Source organism: Catellatospora tritici (assembly GCF_019083965.1).
GTDB lineage: Bacteria > Actinomycetota > Actinomycetes > Mycobacteriales > Micromonosporaceae > Catellatospora > Catellatospora tritici.
Map to the genome: position 1 here is coordinate 102,565 of NZ_JAHRCY010000022.1, position 25,249 is coordinate 127,813.

Consider the following 25,249-nt stretch of genomic DNA (forward strand, 5'->3'; position numbering starts at 1 on the left):
GCCTAGGTCATGTTTTATACCGATTCGGTAGGTAGAAATCTAGACTGAGAGTTATGCGTGTGGTGGTGGACCTGACCAAGTATGAGGGGTACGTGCAGTGCGCTCTCCCCGCCCCGGAGGCGTTCCGGATGGTCGGCAGCGAGGCGCTGATGTTCGACCCGTCGCCACCTGACGAACTGCGGGAGAGGGTCCTACCGGCGGCCGCGGCATGGCCGGTGCAGGCCCCGCAGGTGGACGTGGCCGATCTGCCGACACCGCCACCGGCAGCGACGATCGTGGCGACCGAGGGCGACCGATTCCGCCAAGACGGCATCGTGATCGTCGGCGGGTCACTCGCCGGATCGAAGGCGGCCGGGCGGCCGCGGCAGCCGGATTGGCCGAAGTCCGCTTTGGCGCCGGCCGAGAAGCGGCGGGCGTGATCGTTGCCATCACCTTGGGCACGGGAATCGGCAGCAGCGCGACTGGGCCCGCGTCAATCGTCGCCACCTGGAACGAGCTCATGGACCGCATCAAATCCCAGACGGCTGCAGTGGCCTGACCGGGAAAAAGGAGACGATCATGCCGACACTGCCGTTGCGAGACCGCCCGGCGTTCGCCGCACTGGCCGAGCACCACTCGAAGATCGGGGGGGTCCATCTTCGGGACCTCTTCGCCCAGGACCCCACCCGCGGCGAACGACTGTCCGCGGAGGCGGTCGGCCTGTATCTCGACTACTCGAAGAACCGCATCACCGACGAAACCTTGAGTCTGCTGCTCCAGCTGGGCGAACAGTCCGATCTGGAGCAGCGCCGGGACAAGATGTTCGCGGGTGAGCGCATCAACGTGTCCGAGAACCGGTCGGTGCTGCACGTGGCGTTGCGCATGCCCAAAGGGACCTCGCTGGCCGTGGACGGCGTGGACGTGGTGGCACAGGTACACGAGGTCCTGGACCGCATGGCCGCCTTCGCGTCGGCGGTTCGGTCCGGCGATTGGAAGGGCCACACAGGCAAGCGAATCCGCAATGTCGTCAACATCGGCATCGGCGGATCGGACCTGGGTCCGGTGATGGCCTACGAGGCGTTGCGTCACTACACCGATCGCGATCTCACCTTTCGCTTCGTGTCGAACGTGGACTCGACCGACTTCGTGGAGGCAACCCGGGACCTGTCCGCGGAGGAGACCCTGTTCATCGTCTCGTCCAAGACGTTCGGCACGCTCGAGACCCTGACCAACGCCACCTCGGCGCGCAACTGGGTGCTCGACCAGCTCGGTGGCGACGAGTCGGCCATCGCCAAGCATTTCGTCGCCGTGTCGACCAACGCCGAGCGGGTGTCCGCATTCGGAATCGACACCGACAACATGTTCGGGTTCTGGGACTGGGTGGGCGGACGCTACTCCATGGACTCGGCGATCGGGCTGTCCACCATGGTGGCGCTGGGACCCGAACAGTTCGCGCAGATGCTGGCCGGCTTCCACGCCATGGACGAACATTTCCGCACCACACCGCTGGCCCAGAACATGCCGGTGTTGATGGGCCTGCTCACCGTGTGGTACGTGGACTTCTTCGGCGCCCAGAGCATCGGGGTCATGCCCTACGAGCAGTACCTCAAACGCTTCCCGGCCTATCTCCAGCAGCTGACCATGGAATCCAACGGCAAGCACGTGACACTGGACGGCACGGTGGTGGACTACGAGACGGGTCCGGTGTATTGGGGAGAACCGGGCACCAACGGTCAGCACAGCTTCTATCAGCTCATCCACCAGGGCACCAGGCTGATCCCGGTTGACCTCATCGGCTTCGGGAAGAGCCTCAATCCGCTGCGCGACCATCACGACATCCTGTCGTCGAACGTGTTCGCCCAGGCCCAGGCTCTGGCCTTCGGTAAGACCGAGGAAGAGGTGCGGGCGGAGGGTACGCCCGACGCGGTGGTCCCCCACCGGGTCATGCAGGGCAATCGACCCACCAACGTCCTCCTGGCCGAGAAGCTCACCCCGTACGTCCTGGGCGCCCTGGTGGCCCTCTACGAGCACAGCGTGTTCACCCAGGGCACCGTCTGGGGCATCGACAGCTTCGACCAGTGGGGTGTCGAACTCGGCAAAGTCCTGGCGGTGGCCATCATTCCCGAACTCGAGGCCGACAGTGAGCCGCAGCTCGCCCACGACTCGTCCACCAACGCGCTCATCCGCCGCTACCGGGCGCTCAAGGGTTAGGAGACAGCAATGGCAACCGACAAGCCGATGCAGCTGGGCATGATCGGCCTCGGCCGGATGGGCGCCAACCTGGTCCGACGCCTGGTGCGCGACGGACACCGTTGCGTCGTGTTCGACGTCGATGCCGACGTGGTCAAACAGCTCGAGGCCGAGGGCGCCACCGGTGCCACGTCGCTGGAGGATTTCGCCGCCAAACTCGAACAGCCCAGGGCCGTCTGGCTGATGCTGCCGGCCGCGATCGTCGACACGATCCTGACGCAACTGGTGCCTCTGCTCGCGCCCGGCGATGCGGTCATCGACGGCGGCAACTCCTATTACCGCGACGACATCATCCGGGCCAAGCAACTTCAGGCCAAGCAGATCCACTACCTGGACTGCGGGACCAGCGGCGGGGTGTGGGGCCTGGAACGGGGCTACTGCCTGATGATCGGCGGCGAGATCGAGGTGGTGGAGCGCCTCGACCCCATCTTCAAGACCATCGCCCCGGGGGCCGGTTGCGCTGAGCCCACCCCAGGCCGGACCAAGACCGGTGGCACCGCCCCCGACGGGTACCTGCACTGCGGCCCCAACGGCGCCGGGCACTTCGTGAAGATGGTCCACAACGGCGTCGAGTACGGGATGATGGCCTCCATCGCCGAGGGCCTCAGCATCATCAAGCACGCCAACGCCGGCAAGGGGACGCAGGTGGTCGACGCCGAAACCACGCCGCTGCGCGACCCCGAGGCCTACCAGTACGACATCGACGTCGGCGAGGTCGCCGAGGTGTGGCGACGCGGCTCGGTGGTCGGGTCCTGGCTCGTCGACCTCATCGCCGACGGCTTCGCTCGATCCCCCGACCTGGAGGGCTTCGCCGGCCGGGTCTCCGACTCCGGGGAAGGTCGCTGGACGGTCCTGGCCGCCATCGACGAGGGCGTCCCCGCGACCGTCATCGCCACCTCGCTGTTCGAGCGCTTCGAGTCGCGGAGCCTCGGCGAATACACAGACAAGATCCTCTCGGCCATGCGTAGCGAGTTCGGTGGACACGCCGAGAAACGGTCCTAAGAGGAGGCGATGCGTCGCCAGCTCAAGAAGTGGCCGACCCCGACGCGGCGGTCGCGCACCGGTGCCGCCTTCGTCGGCGCGCAGGCCTGCCAAGCCGTAGCAGCCCGCGGGAGCTTCCACTTCACGGTCAGCGATGGCCCACACCCTGTGGGCCATGTTCGCCGTGCTGGCCGTCGAGGACATGCCGTGGGCGACCAGGCATCCGGCTCGGCCCCGGCATCGACGTAAGGCAGACGGCGGCGGGGTCGTCGCACCGCCTTCACGCCACCCGGACACCGGCCGCCCCTACCGCTGGGCCGACTTCGGGGCGCGCGTGGAGGAGGTGCCCCCCCGCACTGGTGAGCGCGTGTGTCGCCGACGCCCGGCGGCGCGCACCCGCCCATCCCGCCGGCCGACCCCATCCCGCGCAGCGGGGGCCGCTTCCCGTCCCGACCGGCTCATGGACACCCTGACCGCCCGTATCCACGCGGCCCCGAACGGTCCCCGACACGTGACGTTGTTCGGCTGCGCCCGCGGTGCCGCCCGTATGGTCGGTCGCAGGCCAGATGACCAGCACCGACGCCTACGACCGCCTCGTAGCCGCCTGCGACGCCGCAGGCCGGCCCTGGGTCCCCCCTCGCCGTCATCGTTCAGTCCGGCGAGGCGTCACTACACTGGCGGACCCACGACGCTCCTGCGCTGTGGATGAGTCACCGCCACGGAGGTCATGCCGTGCAGCGACGGGCTCTCGGCCGATTTCCTGCCGTCCGGGGCTTGCCCTGGCTGCCATGGATAACGGTACGCTCGGTAACGTATTGGTGGTCTCGGAGGTCATGCCTGAGTATTTCTGTCGGTCACCGCACCCGGATCACCCGCGCCAGACACCGCAGACCACCGCGATAACCGCCCGTCATGGGGAACCTCGTCCCGAGCCAGGAGCCGTAAACAATGCCAGCACAGACACCCCCGGAGACCACCCCGACCGGGTGGGTGCCAGGGCTGACCGGACGCGACGTCACCGTCGCGAGCCAGGCGCCACACGCTCAGATCCTCGGCCTCGGGGTGTACCGACCGCGCCGCGTCATCACGAACGAGGAACTCTGCACCTGGCTCGACTCGTCCGACGAGTGGATCAGGACACGGTCCGGGATCACGGAACGTCGCTGGGCCGAACCTGACGAGACACTGGCGGCCATGTCCGTCCAGGCTGCGTCCGCGGCACTGGCCGACGCCGGGATCGCCGCATCTGACGTCGGTTGCGTGATCATGGCGACTGTGTCACATCTCGAACAGACACCAGCGCTCGCCCCACGGATCGGCCATCAGCTCGGAGCTGTCAACGCCGCGGCTTTCGACATCTCGGCCGGGTGCGCCGGGTTCTGCCACGGGGTGGCGCTCGGCCGGGACATGGTCCTTGGTGGCAGCGCCGGTTACGTCGTGGTCATCGGCGCGGAACGGCTGACCGATCTCATCGACAAGAACGACAGGGCGACAGCGTTCATCCCCGGAGACGGGGCGGGCGCCGTCGTGATCGGCCCGGCACCCCGACCGGGCATCGGCCCCGTCGTGTGGGGCGCCGACGGTGGCCTATCCGGCGTGATCAGCCAAACCCGCGACTGGAAGGCGTTCGCGGACGACCCCACCGGGCCACGCCCCTTCTGGCAGATGTCCGGGCAGCAAGTATTCCGTTGGGCCTCCTACGAAATGGCGCCGGTGGCACACAGGGCGTTGCAGGCCGCAGGCATTACCGCTGACGATCTCGACGCCTTCATCCCGCACCAGGCCAACATGCGGATCATCGACACCATGGTCAAGGCGCTCAAGCTCCCCGCAGATCTGCCGGTGGCGCGCGACATCGCTGAGGCGGGCAACACATCGGCCGCGTCGATTCCACTGGCGATGGAGCGCATGCGACGCACCGGCGAAGCCCGCCGAGGCGGGACAGCGTTGCTCATAGGCTTCGGCGCGGGTCTTTCATACGCCGCACAAGTCGTGACGCTGCCCTAGCCTCCGTCTTTCACCAGCGGGTCGATTCTCAAGCACTGATCTTCATGACTGATGTTCATCGTCTGAGCTGCGCGACGGCAGTCTCTGACGACGCCCTGGACCACCCCCAGGCCGCGCAACGAACCGCACGTCGCGGTCCTGCTCGACCACCTGCTGGCCGGCTGCGCGAAGGGCTGTTCGGGCCGGTCGTGGCTCGTGCTTGACCTTGGGCGCTACGGCGGCCGATTCCTCCGGAACCGCGACAGTGGGCTGCAACAGCCGCCCATGGTCGAAACCGCCGAGCAAGTGGTGGAGGCGGATCTGGCGGTGCCGAGCGGCGTGGCGCACATCTTCGGCTGTATGGAAGTCCCAGACCGGAGCACCGGGTCGAAGTCCCTGCTGGGCCGTACCGGATCCGCATCCGCCAACTCCTCCCCGCAGCACCACCTCACGGGAAACACCCGCTGACGATCACCATTTCGTTGCCTTCGGGGTCGGCGACCCGCCAGCGATCCTCCGACTCGTCAAGGAGCCGGCCACCGGCTGCGAGGGTCGCCGCGAGGCGCGTCTGTGCGAGGTCCGACGGCACAGCGAGCTGGAAGTGGATACGGTTGCGCTGCCGGCGCCGCTCCGTCTCCGAAGCGTCGAGCTCTTGGAACACCAGCACCGGGTTCAGCCGCCGCGGATCGTGGATGTCGCTGACCCCGGCTCGCCGATCGTGGGTGTATCCGAGTGCGGCGACCCAGAACGCGCGGACCGCGGCGACGTCGGCGGCGTCGAGGAAGAGCTGAGCGAAGCGCGGCAGCCCCGGATCCGCGGTGGCCCCGAGTTCGCGGGCAGCGGTCTGGAGGTTTGCGGCGAGGTCGGTGAAGTCGAGCTCGAGGCCGTGGGCGTCGTCCTCCCACTGGTCCTTGCCGCTGTCGATGATCACGAGCCCGGGGCGCAGGTCGACCAGCAGCGGGAAGCCCGCGTCGTCGGCCAGCGTCGCCGCTGCGGTGGCCAGGTCACGCTGCTGGGTCGGCGAGGTGACGCGGTAGCACGCCATCGCGCTGAACACCGCCTGCCAGTCGGCCGTCCCGATCCTCTCGCCGAGCGCCGCGCCCGGCACCAGGTCGACCTCGTTGCCGTCGGGGTCGGTGTGACAGACCCCGAACCGTCCCGATGCCTCACCAAGACTCGCCTGCTCGACCGCCGCGGCCGGCCGCACCACGTCGAGGTGGATGCGGTTTCGCAACGGCCGTGGCTCGGTCGACTGCCGGATCCGTATCGCGGGGTCGCGCCGCAACGGATCCGCCAAACCGCCGCCCTCCCCAGGTGCGTAGTCGAGCGCGCGCTGCCAGAACCGCCTCACCACAGACGGGTTCGGGGATTCGAACACGACGCTCAGGTGCTGCAGCACGGCGGGGTTCGCGGCCAGCCCGAGATCCCGCGCGGCCGCCGACACCGCCTCGGCGTGCTCGTCTGAGTCGAGGCGCACCCGCATGCCTGTCGCGCGCAGGTCGACCACGATCTCGGCCGACAGCTCCACGATGCGCTCGGCCAGCGCAGCCCCCTCGATCAGCGAAGGCGCGTCGAACCATGCCGTAGCAACGCCATCGATCACCCGCCAATCCGTTCCGATCTCTGTCATGCCCGGCACTGTAGCGCCCATTCCGGACGATCTCCTTCCGAATAGTGATCATGTCCCCACGGGGGCATTGATGGACACTGTTGGCAGTACCGTTGCAACTGAGTGAACTCCGGTATCGAGTTGTCGTGTTGCTGTCGGCTGCGGCCACCACGGCGCCACCTGCGGCTTGGCCGCGTCCCAGGCCCGGCGCAACGCCGGCAGGTTCCAGGCCAGCACCGGTGTGAGCTGGGCGTCGGTCAGGCTGTAGGAGCGTTCTGCGGCGTGCTGGTCGAGGTTGGCGCGCACGGCGGCCAGGGCCCAGTTGAACGCGAACCGGCCGCACCGGCATGCCGGTACAGATCACGGCCCTGGCCCGGAGCCGGGTCCAGAGCGAACCGGTACGCCTGCACCACCAGACCAGCGCCACCCCGCACATCGGACACGACCGCGACGCTAGAGACCGGGTACGACACAACTCCACTCCGCCGACCGCAACCACACCCGCCCCACGCACCTGGCAATAGATGCGTACCCCGGAACGAGCTCATTGCTCGCGGTGGTTCAATGGCCGCGACCACGGCATGTTCACCGACAGGCCCACCTGCGGAAACCGGTGTAGACCGACCCCCGCTCGGCTGCGCGTATCGGACCGACGCCACTGGGCCGGGCGCGACGGCGCTCCTCGACCCGGGGCCCCGCCGCGTCGGCGCAGCCGGGTTAGGGTGGCGGGCATGATCGAGCCCGTACAACTGTCCGCGGTGCTCCTGGTCGACCGGGCCGGGGCGCTGCTACTGCAACTGCGCGACGAGCACGCGCCGAACTACCCCGACATCTGGGGACTGCCCGGCGGACACGTCGAGCCGGGCGAGACCCCCGAGCAGGCGGCACCCCGGGAGCTATGGGAGGAGACGTCGCTGCGTCCGGACGGGCCGCTGCGGCTGTTCGAGACCCAGCACCTGCCCGAACACAACCGGGTCAAGCACTACTTCTACGGTGCCACCTCGGCGGTACAGGACGACGTCGTGGTCGGCGAGGGCGCGGCGATCGTGTTCGTCCCCGCCGCGCAGGTGTTCGACGGGCGCCCGTTCACCCCCGGCACCCGGCAGACCCTGGAACGGTTCCTGACCTCCCCCGAATACGCGGCTCTGGCCGGGCGCGCCTGATGGCCACGCGCACGCTGTACCTGGTCCGCCACGGCGAGGCCGGCGCGGATGGACACCTCACCGACAACGGGCGACGCCAGGCGGAACTGACCGGGCAGCGGCTGTCCGCGACGCCGATCGCCGCCGTGCACCACGGGCCACTGCCGCGCGCCACGCAGACCGCGCAGCTGATCGCCACGCACCTGCCCGGCGTGCCGGTGGCAACGAGCGAACTGGCCGACGACTACGTGCCGTACGTACCCGAACAGGAGCTGCTGCCACCGGTGTGGCAGGGGTTCCTCGACGGCTACACCGAGCAGGAGATCACCGACGGCGCACGTCGGGCCCGCGACCTGGTCGACCGGTTCGTCACACCACCCGATCAGGATGTCCACGAACTGGTGATCACACACGCGTTCGCGGTGGCGTGGCTGGTGCGGCACGCCCTCGACGCGCCCGAGCGGCGATGGCTCGGCCTGAACCAGGCCAACTGCGCCGTGACCGTCATCCGGTACAGCGAGCAGCGGCCGCCCACGCTGGTCGTCTTCAACGACCTGTCCCACCTGCCCGAACAGCTGCGGTGGACCGGCTTCCCGCCACCGCTGCGACCATGACGACACCGACGGGCCGAGACCGAATCCGGTTGACGGTTGCCCGTCCGGTCTCGTAGGAAACACCGGTCATGACCGACCTGACCGAGGCCGCCGCCGCGCTCGCCGCACGGTGCCGCACCGAACCGGAGCTGGCGCACACCAGCAGCCTGCTGGTCGCCCGGCACGGCGTCGAGATCGCCGCGTACGACCTGCCCGCCGACGGCCTCGACACAGCCGTGCCGACCATCGCCAGCGTGACCAAGTCGCTGCTGTCGACGGTCGCCGGCTGGGCCTGGCACGACGGCCTCGTCCGCCTCGACGACACCCTAGGGGACCTGCTCGGCGACCGGGTGCCACCGGCACGGCGCGACGCCACCATGCACCACCTGCTGTCGATGACCTCCGGGGCGGCGGGCGGGATGACCGGAATCGACCAGATCAGAGAGCTGCCCAGCGGCTGGGTGGACGAACTGCTGCGCGAGCCGCAGACCGCCCCGCAGGGCGCGGTGTGCTGCTACGACAACGGCGCCGCGCACCTGCTCGCCGCCGTGCTGCACGAGGTCACCGGTGGGCTGCTCGGGTATGCCGCCGATCGGGTCCTGGCGCGGGTGGGCTGTGCCGAGATGATCTGGCCGACAGACCCGGAGGGTGTGCCGTACGGGTTCGGCGACGCACGGTTGCCGCCCCGGGCTCTGCTGCGTTTCGGCGAGGCGTGGCGCACCGGTACGGCGGTGCCCGCGGCCTACCGGGAGCTGGCCTGGACCGCCCACTCCCCCAGCGGCGCCCCGCCGGACCGCGCCTACGGCTACCTCTGGTGGATCGCCGACGACGGCGGCGTGCGTACCTGTGTCGCCGCCGGTTGGGCCGGACAGTGTGTGCTCGTGACGCCGGATCTCGCGCTGACCATCGTCACCACCGGCAGCCCGGACCGCCGGCGGGAAGGGTTCTCCCGGTCGGCCCTGGAGGAGATGGCACTCCTGGTCGCCGCGGCGGCCGCCGCATGACATCCCGGCCCGTGCCCACAACCGGTTTGCTAGGTTGAGCAACTTGTGAAGTCATCCAGACCCGGCCGACGTCGCCCGCACGCCACGGGCGGGCGCCGATGACGGGCGCGACAGCCGGGGACTGCGCCTCGGTCGAGTACGGGCTGACCGTGACGCGGCCGCGAGCCGGGGACGGTGCCGGGCGGCCAGGGCCCGACGATGACCTCGCCACAGCGTACGACCTCGTCTTCGGCAACTCGATCGGCAAGAGCTACGCCACCGAGGCGTACGACATCGCCGAGCTGATCCACCAGCGCAACCCCGCCGCCGACAGCCTGCTCGACGTCGCCTGCGGCAGCGGGCTGCACCTGGCGCACCTGCGCGGCGTGTTCGACCACGTCGAGGGACTGGAGATCTCCGACGCGATGCGCCGCAAGGCCCTGCGACGGTTGCCCGGAATCTCCGTTCACCCGGGCGACATGCGCGACTTCCGGCTCGACCGCACTTTCAGCGCCGTCACCTGCCTGTTCTCGGCCATCGGGTACACCCGGTCGGTCGCCGAACTGCGGCAGACCCTCGACTGCCTGGCGGCGCACCTGGAGCCGGGGGGCGTGCTGGTGTTGGAGCCGTGGTACACGCCGGACCAGTGGACCCCCGAGACGGTGCACACGTCCGTGGCCCGCGACGGCGACCGGCAGCTCACCGGCATGTGCTACTCGCGGCAGGACGGCCACACCTCGATCATGACCATGCACTACCTGCTCGGCGAGCCCGGCGCCGACGTGCGCTACTGGATTGAGGAACACGTCATGACCCTGTTCACCGAGGACGAGTACCACGACGCGGTCCAGCGGGCCGGGTTCGGCCGCGTCGAATGGCTGCCCGGCTGGTACGACGTACGCCCCCGCATCGTCGCGACCAAGGACTGAGCGAGTTCCTCATTGGCCACCCGGCCTCGTGCGCCTTCGCGTACCCCGAGACGGCCGCCGCCACCGGTCTGATGACCGACCGATCAGGCATTGTGAAGGATCTCTCCGTTGCGAGACCCTGTGTCGAAGTTTCCCATCACAGGTGGAGGGGTTCATGGAACGCAGAGCAGTTCTTCGGTCGGCTTTGGTGGGGGGTGCCTCGATCGGTTTGGCCGGGGTCGTCGGCCCGGCATGGGCCGCGAAGCCCCCGCCGCCGCCCGGGCCGCGCAACATCGCGTACAAGGGCTGGAGCTCGGACGCCGACTTCGGCACCGGTACCCACCTCGGCACCGCGACATCGGGTGGCGCTTTGCGCATCACGTCCGCGGCCGGTCAGTTCACGTATCTTGGATCCAGCTACGACTACGCGAGCTGGACGTCGCCGATGGTGATCACCGGATTCCCGGCGACCGAGGCGATCGCGTCCTGGACGGCCGATACGTCAGGCGCCACGTGGGTGCAGGTGGAGCTGCGGGGCGTGACCGCCGCGGGCAACACTTCGGCCTGGAAGATCATGGGCCGGTGGGCTGCCGACGATACGAGTGTGCAGCGTACGTCCGTGCCGGGGCAGACCGACACCGACGGCGGTATCGCGATCGACACCTGGACCGCGGCGGCGGGTCGGGAGCTGACCAGCTGGCAGGTCCGGGTGACCCTGTACCGGCCGGCCGGTGGCTCGCTCACGCCGGTGGTGCACAGCGTCGGCGTGGTCGCCTCCGCCGTGTCCGGGGCCGGTACGGCCACGACGCCGTCGGCCGCGCAGGGCATCACGCTCAACGTGCCGCAGTACTCACAGGAAATCCACGCGGGACAGTACCCGCAGTACAACGGCGGCGGTGAGGCGTGGTGCAGCCCGACTTCGACGTCGATGGTCGTCGCATTCTGGGGCACCGGCCCCACTCCCGCAGACTACGCGTGGGTGAACCCGGGCTACGCCGACCCGTGGGTCGATCATGCCGCCCGCAACACCTACGACCTGAACTACAACGGCACCGGCAACTGGCCGTTCAACACCGCGTACGCGGGTCGATTCGGCCTGGACGGTTTCGTCACGCGGCTGCGCTCGCTGAACGAGGCGGAGAAGTTCATCGCCGCCGGCATTCCGCTGGTCTTCTCGCTGTCGTTCGGCAAGAACGAGATTCCAGGCCTTTCCTACTCGACCAACGGGCACCTGCTGGTGCTGGTCGGCTTCTCCGCGACCGGCCAGCCGATTTTGAACGATCCCGCCTCCGCCACCGACGCGGCCGTCCGTAAGACCGTCGGGCGCACCCAGTTCGAGGCGGCATGGCTGAAGACCAGCGGTGGCGTCGTGTATGTGATCAAGCAGCCCGGCGTAGCCCTCCCGCCCGCCCCGGCCCAGGCCAACTGGTAATCGGCCTGGGCACCCGCGTCGACCTCAGCCGCAACACCGGTCGAGGTCGACCCGCCAGGCTGCCGCCACCCAAAGTGACTTCGAAAACCATGCATGCCATAAGTCCATAGTGGACGGCCGATTGTTGTACAGCTGTTATCTCACGGCCTCCAATCGGGTCAGCAGCACGGTAACGGTCAATGTAATTGTGTGATCGTTTCCGCACTGGCGCGGCGACCGGCTCATCCGACTGAGCCGAGGATGCGACCTGAGGAGTGCCATGCTCGTCGTCCGATCAAGACGCCGACAACGGAGGCTGGCCGTGATCGCGGCAATGACCGCCGCGTTCACCTGGATCTCCGGACCCAGCGTTGTGGTTGCCGCCCCACCCGGGTCACCGAAGATGACCGCTCCGCCCGCGCCGGACGCAGGTCCGCGCGTCGCCCAGGTCACCGAGGTGGCCCCCCGATTCCCCGGCCCGAAGCCCGACCGGGCGGCCGGCAACTACCAGCCGGCGAAGCCGCGGTTCCCCGAGGCCTCATCTGAATCTGTCACGCTCGCGCCCAGCACGGGCGGACAGCAGCTCGGCACGAAGACCCGTGGCGCCCATACCCCCGTCTGGCTGCAGTCGCATGCCGTACGCGACTGGGGCGCCACCTCGCCCACCGAGGTCGCCATCGCCATCGCCGACCAGGTCAAGACCCGTGCCGCGGGTGTGAGCGGGGTGGTGTTCTCGGTGTCCACCAAGGCCGCGGGCGGCGCCGCGATGCGGGTGGGCTTGGACTACAGCGCCTTCGCCGAGGCCTACGGCGGCAACTACGCGTCCCGGTTGCGCCTGGTGCGGCTGCCGGCCTGCGCGCTGACCACGCCGCAGGTCGCCGCCTGCCGCACCGGCCAGCCGCTGCGCTCGTCCCGCAACGACCTGGTCGGCCGCAGCGTGTCGGCCGACGTCGACCTGGTCGGCAGCGAGCGGACGATGGTGCTGGCAGTGACGTCGTCCGACCCGGGCACGGACGGCGGCTCCGGCGGCACCTACGCGGCCACCGAGCTCAAGCCGTCCGGCACTTGGAACGCCGGTGGCAGCAACGGCTCGTTCACCTACTCCTACCCGCTGACCGTGCCGCCCGCACAGTCAGCGCTGATGGCCGAGATGGCGCTGAACTACGACTCGGGCGGCATCGACGGGCAGACCGCGTCCACCCAGGCGCAGGCCTCGTGGGTCGGCGAGGGCTGGTCGACGCCGACGTCCTATATCGAGCAGTCGTTCACGCCCTGTTCGGACAAGCCGGAGGGCGTCGACTCGCCGGTCAAGACCTCGGACATGTGCTACAACGGCAAGATCATGTCCCTGTCGCTGAACGGATCGTCGGCGGCGCTGGTCTGGGACGCCACCGCGTCGGTGTGGAAGCCGGAGAAGGACGACGGGTCCGTCATCGCGCACGTGACGAACTCCAACAACGGTTCGGGCACCTACAACACCGACTACTGGACCGTGACCTCGCGCAACGGCACCGTCTACTACTTCGGCCGCAACAAGCTGCCTGGCTGGACCTCGGGCAAGGCCCTCACCAACTCGACGGACTCCGAGCCGGTCTACTCGCCGCACTCGGGCGGCCCCTGCTACAACTCCTCGGGCTTCAGCTCGTCGTGGTGCACGATGGCCTACAAGTGGAACCTCGACTACGTGGTCGACGTCCACGGCAACGCGATGTCGTACTACTACCAGCAGTACACGAACTTCTACGGCCGCAACAAGGGCGCCACGATGACGTCCTACGTGCGCAACAGCCACCTGGACCACATCGACTACGGCTTCACCGACGGCAACGCCTACGGCACCGTGCCCAACCGGGTGAAGTTCAACACCGCCGAGCGCTGCCTGGTCGGCACCTGCTCGCCGCTGAGCAGCTCCAACAAGGCCAACTGGCCGGACGTGCCGTTCGACCTGGTCTGCGCTTCCGGCGCCACCTGCAACTCGCAGGGCCCGGCGTTCTTCTCCACGGTCCGGCTCACGTCGGTCGTCACCCAGCAGTACTCGACCACCACCTCCGACTACCAGCCGGTCGACACGTACGCGCTGGCGCAGACCATCCCGCCGACAGGCGACGGCACCTCGCCCACGCTGTGGCTGGCCTCGATCACCCGGACCGGCCACGACACGTCGGCCGGTGCGACCGGCGCGGTGACCGCGCCGCCGATCCAGTTCGGCAGCATCCAGCTGCAGAACCGGGTGGACACCGTCACCGACGGCCTGCCCGCGTTCTACAAGTACCGCATCCAGAGCGTCACCTCGGAGACCGGGTCGGTGACCACGGTCTCGTACGGGCTGCCGAATCCGTGCACCGCGCCGGTGACGATCAACGCGGCCACCAACACCTCGTCCTGCTACCCGGTCTCGTGGACCCCGGCTGGCTACACGGATCCGATCAAGGACTGGTTCCACAAGTACGCCGTGACGAAGGTGACGGCGACCGATCCGACCGGCGGGGCACCGTCGCTGTCGACCTCGTACAGCTATCTCGGTGGCGCCGCCTGGCACTTCGACGACAACGAGCTGGTCAAGGCCAAGGACCGTACGTACGGCCAGTTCCGCGGTTACGGCAGGGTGCAGACGCGCAACGGTGACGGGGTCAACGACCGGCAGACGCTGTCGGAGACCACCTACTACCGGGGCATGTCCAAGAACAACAACACCACCGTCGTCAACGTGACCGACTCGCAGGGCGGCGTGCACGAGGACCACGACGAGCTGGCCGGCAAGACCCTGGAGACCACCTCCTACCTCGGTGACGGCGGTGCGGTCGACAGTTCCAGCATCTCGTCGTACTGGGTGTCGGGTGCCTCGGCGACGCGCAGCCGGACCGGCCTGCCCGCGCTGACCGCCAAGCGGGTCGCGACGGTGCTGGAGTACACCCGGCAGGCGGTCACCGGCCCGGGGGCCACCACCTGGCGGACCAGTGCGACGACCACGTCGTACGACGACAGCACGGCCTCGGCCACCTTCGGCGTGACGAAGGCGGTGTACAGCTACTCGATCCCGGTCAACGCCGCGTTCGACAAGTGCACCGTCCACACCTACGCCCCGGTCAACACGGCCAAGAATTTGGTCGGGCTCAGCGCGGAGAGCGAGACCACCGGGGCGGCGTGCGGCGGTTTCGCGCTCGGGGCGAATCCGACCGTGCCCGGCAGCCTCAACACGCTGACCGCGCCCACCTCGGTCAGCCGGCCCAGCCAGGTCATCTCCTCGACCCGTACCTACTACGACGATCCGGCCTGGTCGCTCACCTTCCCGCAGACCTCGGTCAGCAAGGGTGACGTCACGATGGAGCGCAAGGCGGTCACCTACACCGCCGGCGCCTACGAGTGGCAGACCACCAAGCGCTCCGCGTACGACACCGTCGGCCGGATGACCGACGAGTACGACGGCAACGGCAACCGCACCACGTACGGCTTCACCGTCAACTCGGTGGGCCTGGTCACCGCCAAGTCGGTCGGCAAGCCGCTGTCGCACACCGCCACCAGCACCCTCAGCCCGCTGCGCGGTCTGACGCTGACGGCGACCGACATCAACAACGTCGTCACCACCCAGCGCTACGACGCGCTCGGGCGGCTGACCGGCGTCTGGCTCAACAACCGGACCACCACGACGCCGGCCAACTTCAAGTTCACCTACCAGGTGCTGAACAACGGCCTCAGCGCGACGACGTCACAGCAGCTCAACGACTCATCCGGGTACATCACCTCCACGCTGATCTACGACGCGCTGCTGCGCACCCGGCAGACACAGAAGATGACTCCGCAGGGTGGGCGGCTGGTCGAGGACACGTACTACGACAGCCGCGGCTGGGTCCGGCGCAAGGACAACGGCTGGTGGGATCCGAACACCACACCCGCCATGTCGCTGATCGCACCCACCGCGGTGACCCCACCCCCGCAGCTGCCCAACCAGACCGCCTTCACCTACGACGGCCTGGGACGCGTGGTCTACGAGGACGTGGAGAAGAACAACACGTTCGTCTCCCGGACCGTCACCGTGTACAACGGCGACCGGACCACCATCATCCCGCCGGTCGGCGGGACGGTGCAGCAGTCTGTCACCGACGCGCTCGGCCGGCAGATCGCGATGAGCCGCTACAGCGTGCGGCCGACCCTGAACATCCCGTTCGACGTCTTCACCGACAAGTTCTCGGTCAACGGCGGCACGGCCTACACCGTCGACTACGGGTTCGACGCGCAGGGCAACCAGTCGAGCATCACGGCGCCCGGCCCCCGCACCTGGACCTTCAACTACAACCTGTTGGGCCAGGTCACCAGCAAGACCGACCCGGACGGCGGCGCGACGACCGGCATCCTGTACGACGGCAACGGCAACATCAAGCAGAGCACCAACTCGCTGACCAAGACCGTCTCGACGGTCTACGACGCGTTGAACCGCAAGATCGCGGCGCACACGTCGACCGTCGCCCAGCAGAGCAGTTCCAACAAGATCGCAAGCTGGGTGTACGACAACTCAGACGGCGCGATCGCGAACATGTCCTACGCCAAGGGCAAGCAGACCTCGTCCACGGCGTACTGGGGCGGCAACGCCTACACCGTCCAGCAGAACAACTTCAACATCTTCGGCCAGTCGACCGGTGCCACCACCACCATTCCCTCGGTCGAGGGCGGGCTGGCCGGCACCTACACCTTCAGCCAGGTCTTCACCACGACGACCGGGCTGCCGTTCAAGGACATCTACCCCGCACAGGGCGGACTGCCGGCGGAGACCGTGCTGCACGGCTACTCCGGCGTGCTCGACAAGCCGAACACGCTCGGCGGGCTGGTCGGCTACGGCCAGGGCGTCACCTACGACGCATGGGGCCGGGTCAGCCAGTCGCTCATCGGGACAGGGACCAACCAGGCCGCGATCACCAGCACCTGGGACCCGACCACCGGCTGGCTGAAACAGCAGCTGGTGACCCGTACCGCCACCACACCCAGCACCGTCGACCAGCAGGACTACTACTACGACCTCGGCGGCAACGTCCAGCGCCAGAAGTCGACCCGCCTGGGGTCGACCACCCTGATCGAAGACCAGTGCAGCCGGTACGACGAGCTGAAGCAGCTGGTCGCGGCCTGGACGGCGACCGACGACTGCGCCGTCCAGCCGACCGAGGGCAGCTCGGCCATGGTCGGCGACGGGCTCGGCGCGTCCAGCGCCTACTGGACGACCTGGACCGCCGACCCGCTCGGCTGGCAGCAGCAGGTGAAACACTCGACCACCGGCGGCACCGCCACCACGGTCGACTTCACCTACAACGGCAACGGAGCCGGCCAGCCGCACACGCTGACCGGCACCACCAAGTCCGGCGCGAGCACCGGATCGACCACCTACACCTACGACGCCGCCGGCAACATGCTCACCCGCAACGCCGGTCAGGGCAGCCAGTCGTTCACGTGGGACGACGCCGGCCGGCTCACCGCCGTCACCGGTGGCACGGGCGGCCCGTCCACGTTCCTCTACGACGCGGACGGCAGCCTGCTGCTGCAGAAGGACCCGGGGAAGACCACCCTCTACTTCGGCACCCAGCAGATCACCCTCAACACCGGCACCAACACCCAGAGCGGGGTGCGCTACTACCCGCTGCCGGGCGGCGGCAAGGCGGTGCGGACGGGAACGGCCACCACGGCGTACTCGTACGTGATCAGTGACCGGCACGGCACCCCGGCGCTGTACCTGGACAACACCGCGCAGGTCCCGACCTGGCGGCAGACGACTCCCTACGGAGCGGACCGCGGCCCGGCGAGCACGGCGCCGGACAACCGGGCGTTCCTGGACAAGCCCAAGAACCTCAACACCGGGCTGACCCAGGTCGGCGCCAGACAGTACGACCCGGAAGTCGGCCGGTTCATCAGCGTCGACCCGAAGCTGACCACCGACGATCCGCAGCAGCTCAACGCCTACGGCTACGGCGCGAACAACCCGAACAGCAACGCCGACCCGACCGGCGAGCGCGTCGACGACGACGGCGGTTCGATCCCCAACTGGATCCCGGACAGAAACGGTCGGCTGTACCCGAACCCGGCCGCGCCCAGGCCCGCGCCCAGTGGGCACGGCAACGCCCACAGCAACCCCAGACGGCACGTCCTCTACCAGATCATGGACGGCGACGACGTTCCGGGGAACCTCGTCAAGACCGGCATCACCGGCAATCTCGCCAACATGCCCCCGCCGGGCTATACCGGCCCCTGGGACCCGACGGGCCGGTACACACCCGCGGACATGGCCGCGTACGGCGACAACGCACAGATGATTATCCGCGCAGAGGGCAGTCCCCGGGGATCCGTCCAGGCCTGGGAGACGGCGATCCACGAGATCGATCCCGGGCCTGAGGATCACACCGCCGCCGCCAACCGCGGTCGCAACGGCCTGGCGCAGGCGAACGCGGATGCGCTCGCTGCCGCGAGGGCGGCGCCAGGTGGCCTCATCGACGAGGCGGCCGACGTCAGCAGGCTGGTCGGCGGCTCGGGGGCGAGCAGGATGCTCGCCACCGGCGGTGCGGTGGCGGCACTCGGCACCGTGGCCAAGTACGCCGGTCCGGTGGGTGATGTCATCGACATCGGTATCGGCGTGTACGACGTGATCAACGCGCCTCCTGGCGAGAAGGTCCGCACGGCAGTCCGTGAAGGCACCTCGATCGCCTGCGGCATCGCCTTCGGCGCGGTCGGAGCGGCGGTCGCCGGCCCCGTCGGCGCGGTCGTGCTCGGCTATGTCGGCAGCGTGGTCGGGGCGAAACTCGGTGACGCCATGTCCGACCTGTTCCACTGGTAACGAGCAGTAGCACGACGGCCGGGGCCGCCCACCAGCCAGGTGGGCGGCCCCGGCCGTCCGCCGTACGGGCAGTGGCGCGCCTGAGGTGCTGATATCGTGCCCGCCATGACCCTTCCGACGGTGATCCCCGTTGGCTACGAGCCGGACTATCGGACGGCGGACATCGGCCGGCACGACGGCGGTCAGTTCTTCGGCTGCACCGCCGCCGAGCGGGTCGGCGGCGACTGGCGGATCACCGTCGCCCTGCACCTGTTCGACCAGGACGGCAACCACCTGCGCACCGAGTTCCGCCCGGACACCGCGCCGGGCGACGCGCCGACCGTGTTGGCGACGCTGATCGGGCAGCTCTCCGGGGTGAGCTACGGCGACATCGGCATCCGGCTGTTCGAGATCACGGCGCACGGCCGGAAGTGGGGCCTGCTCGACAAGTCCGACGACGTGGGCGAACGGGCTGAGCTGGTTCCCCAAGGGCTCGCCTTCTACCCGCCGTGGAACGGCGAATACGACACCTGATCGGATCGTCGCGACCGAGGACTGAACCGGCCGACCCTGGTCACACCCACGAAAGTCGGTTGCCTAACCTTCAGCGCGTGACTGAACGACGTGCGATCCTCAGCGGCTCGACCTTCGAGGAGCAGATCGGCTATGCCCGTGCCGTGGTCGATGGCGACCGCGTGTACGTGTCCGGGACGACCGGTTTCGACTACGCCACCATGACGATCTCCGACGACGTGGTCGAGCAGGCCGAGCAGTGCCTGCGCAACATCGGTGCCGCGCTGGCCGAGGCGGGCTGCGCCTTCGCCGACGTGGTGCGGGTGCGCTACCTGCTGCCCGACGCGGCGGACTTCGAGCCCTGCTGGCCGGTGCTGCGACGGTACTTCGGCGACGTGCGGCCGGCCGCCACGATGCTGGTGTGCGGGCTCTCCTCTCCGGCGATGAAGATCGAGATCGAAGTGGACGCGCACCTTCCGAAGTAGTGCCCGCCGACAGGTCCCGGCGGCGGCAGCGCCGCCGGGGACGCCTGATTCCGCACCACCGGGTTCGCCGATCCGGCCGAACTGTGGCGGTGTCCCGTCCTCGCCGTCGAGTGGCGGAGGAACGGCCCGCGGTCTAGGGTCCAACGATGTCGGTCATGCCGGAGGTCCGGGGCACGCTGCTGGCCATGAAGGATGATGCGGTGCTCGCCGACGTCGTCGCCGCGGGCCACACGTCCCGCACCCGCTTCCAGATCGCATCAGTGAGCAAGCAGTTCACCGCCGTGGCAGTGCTCCTGCTGGCGCAGCGCGGCCTGCTGCGCCTGGACAACCGGGTCGACCGCTGGATCGACGACTGCCCGCCGTCCTGGGACGGCATCACGCTGCACCACCTGCTCGCGCACACATCTGGGCTCGGGCACTGGGACGAGTACCCGATGATCGATCTGTTCCGGCCGGTGCCACCGGCCGAGCTGCTGGCGGCGTTCCGCCAGGTGGAGCCGATGTTCGCCGCCGGCGACGGCTGGCACTACAGCAGTCCGGGGTACGTCCTGCTGGCGCACGTGGTGGCGCGAGCCGCCGACCGGCCGTACCGCGACGTGCTCGCCCAGGAGATCTTCGGGCCGCTGGGGTTGGCCGACACTTTCGCCGGATCGCCCGGCGACCGGCCCGCCGTCGCGCGCGGCCACGGCGCCGACGGCGAACCGCTGCCCTCCTACGAGCTGGACGTCGTCGGGATGGGCGCGGGCGACATCTGGTCCACCACCGGCGACCTGCTCCGTTGGCTCGACGGCCTGCGGACCGGGCGGCTGCTGGACGCCCGGCACCGCGACCTGATGCTGACCGAGCACGCCGCGACCGGCCAGGAACCGGACTCACGCGGATACGGATACGGCTGCTTCCTCGGCTCGTTCGGGGACGAGGCCTGGTTCCATCACACCGGCGGGAACTCCGGCTTCCGCTCGTTCGCGGCCTGCCTGCCCGCCTCGAACCGCCGGATCGTGGTGCTCAGCGACTCCGAGGCCACGAACATGGCGGTGCTCAACGAACTGCTCACCGTCGCGCTGAACTGACCACCGGAGTCGGGCGGGCAGCACCTGCCGCCGCATTGACGTGTCGTCATGGTGAGGTAATTCAATTGCCAATCGGTCACGCCCGCCGGACTATGCGGCATGACCATCACACAGCTCGATCCGGCCGACTCCGTGGCGATGGGCCAGTGGTACGACCTGATGGTCGCGGTCACCCGCCACGACCTGCCCGACTTTCCCACCCCCAGCCGACAGGAGCACACCACCCGGTTCGAGCACCCTTGGTTCGCCTCGACCGAAGAGGCGATGCTGGCCTGGGATGGCGGCCGGGTGGTCGGTGCCGCGTCGTACCTGCTGCCCCAGGCGGAGAACCTGAGCCTGGTCCACCTGGACCTGATCGTGCACCCGCAGCACCGGCGCCGCGGCATCGGCACCAGGCTGCTGGAGGACGTCTACGCGGCCGCCCGACGGCACCACCGGAGCCTGATCGAGATCCAGACGGTTCGCGCACTGCCCGGCGGCGCTGCCCGCGACGAGGCCGGCTACCGCTGCCTCACCCACCGCGGTCACCAGCCCGGCGTGACCAGCATCAGGTCCCGGTGCCGAATCCCCGACCGATCGGTGAACGAGGCGGCGGTCGCCGAGGCGTGGACCCATGCGGCCGGGTACTCGCTGGTGCAGTGGCGCGACGCGGTACCCGAAGAGATCATCGACGACGTCGCCGCGCTGCAGAGCCGGCTCATGCTCGACGCCCCCACCGGTGACCTGGCGGTCGAGCAGGCGTCGTACGACGCCGACCGGCTACGCGGCCAGGAGGCGGCCCAGCTGGGTCGCGGCCACCGCTGGTACTCGACGGCGGCCCGGCACGACGCGACCGGTCAGATCGTCGCCCGCACCAAGCTGTCGTTCGAAGCCGACGACGACACTCACGCGCGGCAGCGGGTCACGATCGTCGAGCCGGCCCACCGGGGACGGCGTCTCGGGCTGATCGTGAAGTCGGCCAACCATTCCTACACACGGGCACATGAGCCGGCGCTGCACGTCATAGACGCGTGGAACGCCGAGGAGAACACGCACATGCGGGCGGTCAACACAAGGCTCGGCTTCCAGCCGGTGGACGGCTGGTCGGTCTTCCAACTGTCGGTGCCGGCGACGTGACCGCCAGCCGGCAGAAGATCAATGGCCGCTCTTTGGCCTGCCAGGGCGCTTCGCTCTCGTCGGAACGCCCTGGCAGGCTCTCCCGTCAGTCGATCACTGGAAGGTGATGTGGTCGATGGTGATGGTGGAGTTGCCGCCGTACCAGAAGCCCATGGCCAGCTGGGACGGCGAGTTACGGTTGATCCCGTTGGCGACCATCGGGATCCTGATGTCCTGATACGACGTCGTGATCACCGGATGCGCGCCACCATCCAGGGTGAAGTCCCCGAACACCTTCGTCGCACCACCCAGACCCAGGTTGAAATGAGTCTGCTCGCCGCCCGCGGCACCCTTCACCCGCACCACCAGATAGGTGTACGAGCTCAGATCCACCCCGACATCCGACCCGAACCAGCCACAGTTGTTGTAGCGCAGACTCAACGCCCCACCCGTGACGACACCCGAACCGCCGCCGTCGAGGAAACAGTTGGCCCCGGTCCACTTACCCAGGTCGTTCTGCGTGGATGACGGATACGCGGGCGTGCCGTCGAAGTTGTCCAGCACCAGACCCGTCGGCGGCTGCGGCGCCGCGTCCGTGGTCACCGACACCGCATTGCTCGCCACCGACCGGTTGCCCGCCGCGTCACGAGCCTTCACCGTGTACGAGTACGCCGTCGACGCCGCCAGCCCCGTGTCCGTGAACGAAGTGCCCGTGGGGCTGCCGACCAGGGTCGAACCCCGGAACACCTCATACCCGGTCACCCCGACGTTGTCCGTCGACGCCGTCCAGGAGAGGCTGACCGTGGTGTCGGACTTGCCGGTCGAGGACAGCACCGGGGCGCTCGGCGCGGTGCAGTCGCCCGAGCAGCCGGTCGTGGTCGCCGAGACGGTCGCCGACGACGCCGACACGTTGCCCGCCGCGTCCACGGCCCGGACCGCGTACTGGTAGGTGTTGCCCGGACTGCGGCCGGTGTCGGTGAACGAGGTACCGGTCGCTGTCGCGACCTGCGCTCCGTCGCGCAGCACCTGGTAGCCGGTGACGCCCACGTTGTCGGTCGAGGGTGACCAGGACAGCGACACACTCGTGTTCGTCACCCCGGTCACGGTCAGACCCGACGGCACCGACGGTGCCGTGCAGTCGCCCGTGCAGGTGCCCACGGTGACGGCGGTGGATAGGACGTTGTAGCCGTTGGTGGCGTCCCAGGTGCCGGTGTTGGCCAGGCGCACCGAGTACTCGGGGCGCGACTGCAGCGCGGTGGTCGGGTCGGGCAGCCACAGTGCCAGCTTGTAGGTCCCCGACGCGGCGTTGCCGGGCACCGCGACGCTGGCGGTGACCGTGCTCGCCCCGGCCGGCCAGGTCCTGGGATCGACCGACGCCAGCGGCAGGTTGTACCGGTTGGTCGCGTTCTGCAGCACGAGGTAGACGGGCCGGTTCTTGATCAGGCCGGACCAGCCGTCGTTGTTGAGGTGCGCGGTGAAGCTCAGGTTGGTCCCCGGGGTGACGCTGGTCGGGAACGTGGCGTCGAGCAGCCGCAGCCGGTAGCCGAGCTTGCGCTTGATGCGTACGAAGCAGGTCTCGGCCGGGTCGTTGCCGGAGGCGGCCAGGTTCGACGCCTTCCACTTGTCGGTGTTGACCGCCGCGTAGTCCTCGTTGATCTCGGTGAAGTTGAGCTTGCTCATCTCCGCCTGGGCGTTGACGCAGGCGGCGTCGTTGAAGCCGTCGGCGCCGCAGGTCTCACCGCCGACCATCTTGTTGGTGCCGGTCGAGGTGGCCAGGTCATACATCCACTGCTTCTTCTGCTCGATGTAGTACCACCCCATCCAGGACGGATTGTCGTAGGTGCCCATGTCGTTGGCGTCGGCCAGGAAGCAGTCGTTGTGGAAGCCGATGCGGTCCTTCTGCGCCTGCGTCAGCGTGCAGCCCTCCGGCACCACGCACGAGGTCGGATCGGTGACCTCCTTGATGTAGATCGGGTAGCGCATGACGATCGGGATCGACGCCGGGGTGGTGTCGGCGATCTTCTTGACGATCCGGTACCGGGCCGGGGCCTCCTCGACCGAGGACGAGTTCGTGAGGGTGCCGGTGTGCCACTCGCCCCACGCGCCGAGGTAGCCGGTCTCCAGGTGCAGGACGACATCGGCGTTGGCGGAGACGACCGCGTTGATCTGGGCGATGTGGGCCAGGATCTGCGACTCGGCGACGCTGGCGTACCCGTCCCAGGTGTAGGCCGGGCGCAGCACGATCTTCATACCGGCAGCGCGGACGGCGGCGAGGCCGGAGGTGAGGTTGTTCAGCAGCGCCTGCGGCAGGGCCTCGGTCTTGTACTTGTCCAGGTGCACGTAGCTGTGCACGATGGTGTCGCCGTCGGCCTTGGCACGGGCGAAGGTGCGGTCGAGCAGGTCGGGGTTGAACCCGGGGATGGTGGCGGCGTTGACGTAGTCGTTGACCGCCGGGTCGTTGATGATCTCGTACCGGTTGTGGAAGCCGCGTTCGGGGTTGGCGAACGCGGTGGCGAGATCGGCCTGGTAGGTGACGGTGGCGGCCTGGGCGGGCGCGGCGTCGATCGCCACGGCGCCCAGTGCGGCCAGCAGTGCTGTCGCGGTCAACAGCCGCAGGGAGCGGATGGTCATGGTGCCTTCCTGTCGGGGAGGGAGGCCGCCTGACCGGGTAGCACCCGGCCAGGCGGCCGGACTGCTACTGGAAGGTGATGTGATCGATGATGATGGTGGAGTTGCCGCCGTACCAGAAGCCCATGGCCAGCTGGGACGGCGAGTTACGGTTGATCCCGTTGGCGACCATCGGGATCCTGATGTCCTGATACGACGTCGTGATCACCGGATGCGCGCCACCATCCAGGGTGAAGTCCCCGAACACCTTCGTCGCACCACCCAGACCCAGGTTGAAATGAGTCTGCTCGCCGCCCGCGGCACCCTTCACCCGCACCACCAGATAGGTGTACGAGCTCAGATCCACCCCGACATCCGACCCGAACCAGCCACAGTTGTTGTAGCGCAGACTCAACGCCCCACCCGTGACGACACCCGAACCGCCGCCGTCGAGGAAACAGTTGGCCCCGGTCCACTTACCCAGGTCGTTCTGCGTGGATGACGGATACGCGGGCGTGCCGTCGAAGTTGTCCAGCACCAGACCCGTCGGCGGCTGCGGCGCCGCGTCCGTGGTCACCGACACCGCATTGCTCGCCACCGACCGGTTGCCCGCCGCGTCACGAGCCTTCACCGTGTACGAGTACGCCGTCGACGCCGCCAGCCCCGTGTCCGTGAACGAAGTGCCCGTGGGGCTGCCGACCAGGGTCGAACCCCGGAACACCTCATACCCGGTCACCCCGACGTTGTCCGTCGACGCCGTCCAGGAGAGGCTGACCGTGGTGTCGGACTTGCCGGTCGAGGACAGCACCGGGGCGCTCGGCGCGGTGCAGTCGCCCGAGCAGCCGGT

General features: G+C 68.8%; 19 protein-coding genes. 15 read left to right on the top strand and 4 right to left on the bottom strand.

Annotated elements, in window-relative coordinates; genetic code table 11:
* Window positions 1-53 precede the first annotated feature (53 nt).
* From KUA19_RS34295 to KUA19_RS34315, 5 genes are all read left to right on the top strand, one after another.
* Entirely contained in the window at window positions 54-419 is a 366-nt protein-coding gene (locus KUA19_RS34295) for a ferredoxin (protein WP_217402908.1), read from the top strand.
* A 139-nt stretch (window positions 420-558) separates the two neighbouring features.
* A complete protein-coding gene (pgi, locus tag KUA19_RS34300) occupies window positions 559-2,190 on the top strand; it encodes a glucose-6-phosphate isomerase (RefSeq protein WP_217402909.1) in 1,632 nt (543 codons plus the stop codon).
* A 9-nt stretch (window positions 2,191-2,199) separates the two neighbouring features.
* Window positions 2,200-3,231: a phosphogluconate dehydrogenase (NAD(+)-dependent, decarboxylating) gene (gene gnd / locus KUA19_RS34305; RefSeq protein ID WP_254550545.1), complete on the top strand. Its 1,032-nt coding sequence runs from the start codon at window positions 2,200-2,202 to the stop codon at window positions 3,229-3,231.
* 181 nt (window positions 3,232-3,412) lie between these two features.
* Window positions 3,413-3,919 (top strand): bifunctional DNA primase/polymerase, encoded by a 507-nt coding sequence (locus KUA19_RS45100; RefSeq protein WP_372451945.1) that lies wholly within the window; start codon window positions 3,413-3,415, stop codon window positions 3,917-3,919.
* Window positions 3,920-4,158: 239 nt separating this feature from the next.
* On the top strand, window positions 4,159-5,217 hold the full coding sequence (locus KUA19_RS34315; RefSeq protein WP_217402912.1) for a beta-ketoacyl-ACP synthase III: 1,059 nt from the start codon (window positions 4,159-4,161) through the stop codon (window positions 5,215-5,217).
* Window positions 5,218-5,644: 427 nt separating this feature from the next.
* Here KUA19_RS34315 and KUA19_RS34320 read toward each other — a convergent pair whose 3' ends face one another.
* Complete coding sequence (locus KUA19_RS34320) at window positions 5,645-6,826, bottom strand: VOC family protein (protein ID WP_254550546.1); 1,182 nt, start codon at window positions 6,824-6,826, stop codon at window positions 5,645-5,647.
* A gap of 48 nt (window positions 6,827-6,874) precedes the next feature.
* Entirely contained in the window at window positions 6,875-7,111 is a 237-nt protein-coding gene (locus KUA19_RS34325) for a hypothetical protein (protein WP_217402913.1), read from the bottom strand.
* Window positions 7,112-7,536: 425 nt separating this feature from the next.
* Between KUA19_RS34325 and KUA19_RS34330 the strand changes: the two genes are divergently transcribed.
* The 10 genes from KUA19_RS34330 (at window position 7,537) to KUA19_RS34375 (ending at window position 21,816) form a co-directional block, all read left to right on the top strand.
* Window positions 7,537-7,968, top strand: coding sequence for an NUDIX domain-containing protein (locus tag KUA19_RS34330; protein ID WP_254550547.1), 432 nt, complete (start codon window positions 7,537-7,539; stop codon window positions 7,966-7,968).
* Entirely contained in the window at window positions 7,968-8,561 is a 594-nt protein-coding gene (locus KUA19_RS34335; RefSeq protein WP_217402915.1) for a histidine phosphatase family protein, read from the top strand. Before KUA19_RS34330 ends, KUA19_RS34335 begins: the two co-directional genes overlap by 1 nt.
* A 68-nt stretch (window positions 8,562-8,629) precedes the next feature.
* Window positions 8,630-9,544, top strand: coding sequence for a serine hydrolase domain-containing protein (locus tag KUA19_RS34340; protein WP_217402920.1), 915 nt, complete (start codon window positions 8,630-8,632; stop codon window positions 9,542-9,544).
* Between the two features lie 98 nt (window positions 9,545-9,642).
* Window positions 9,643-10,452 (top strand): class I SAM-dependent DNA methyltransferase, encoded by an 810-nt coding sequence (locus KUA19_RS34345; RefSeq protein ID WP_217402924.1) that lies wholly within the window; start codon window positions 9,643-9,645, stop codon window positions 10,450-10,452.
* Window positions 10,453-10,606: 154 nt separating this feature from the next.
* A complete protein-coding gene (locus KUA19_RS34350; protein WP_217402926.1) occupies window positions 10,607-11,863 on the top strand; it encodes a C39 family peptidase in 1,257 nt (418 codons plus the stop codon).
* A 382-nt stretch (window positions 11,864-12,245) separates the two neighbouring features.
* Window positions 12,246-18,653: an RHS repeat domain-containing protein gene (locus tag KUA19_RS34355; protein ID WP_254550548.1), complete on the top strand. Its 6,408-nt coding sequence runs from the start codon at window positions 12,246-12,248 to the stop codon at window positions 18,651-18,653.
* Between the two features lie 105 nt (window positions 18,654-18,758).
* Window positions 18,759-19,166, top strand: coding sequence for a hypothetical protein (locus KUA19_RS34360; RefSeq protein ID WP_217402928.1), 408 nt, complete (start codon window positions 18,759-18,761; stop codon window positions 19,164-19,166).
* Between the two features lie 77 nt (window positions 19,167-19,243).
* Window positions 19,244-19,630: a RidA family protein gene (locus KUA19_RS34365; RefSeq protein WP_217402930.1), complete on the top strand. Its 387-nt coding sequence runs from the start codon at window positions 19,244-19,246 to the stop codon at window positions 19,628-19,630.
* Between the two features lie 185 nt (window positions 19,631-19,815).
* Entirely contained in the window at window positions 19,816-20,700 is an 885-nt protein-coding gene (locus KUA19_RS34370) for a serine hydrolase domain-containing protein (RefSeq protein ID WP_372451946.1), read from the top strand.
* Between the two features lie 99 nt (window positions 20,701-20,799).
* A complete protein-coding gene (locus KUA19_RS34375) occupies window positions 20,800-21,816 on the top strand; it encodes a GNAT family N-acetyltransferase (RefSeq protein WP_217402932.1) in 1,017 nt (338 codons plus the stop codon).
* Between the two features lie 93 nt (window positions 21,817-21,909).
* On the opposite strand, the gene KUA19_RS34380 is transcribed toward KUA19_RS34375, so the two are convergent.
* Both KUA19_RS34380 and KUA19_RS44210 read right to left on the bottom strand, forming a co-directional pair.
* The gene (locus KUA19_RS34380) at window positions 21,910-24,426 is read right to left on the bottom strand and encodes a DUF4832 domain-containing protein (RefSeq protein ID WP_217402933.1); all 2,517 of its coding nucleotides are present in this window, start codon (window positions 24,424-24,426) and stop codon (window positions 21,910-21,912) included.
* A gap of 64 nt (window positions 24,427-24,490) precedes the next feature.
* Window positions 24,491-25,249, bottom strand: a 759-nt coding sequence (locus KUA19_RS44210; protein WP_372451941.1) for a fibronectin type III domain-containing protein, incomplete at its 5' end; no start/stop codon positions are given.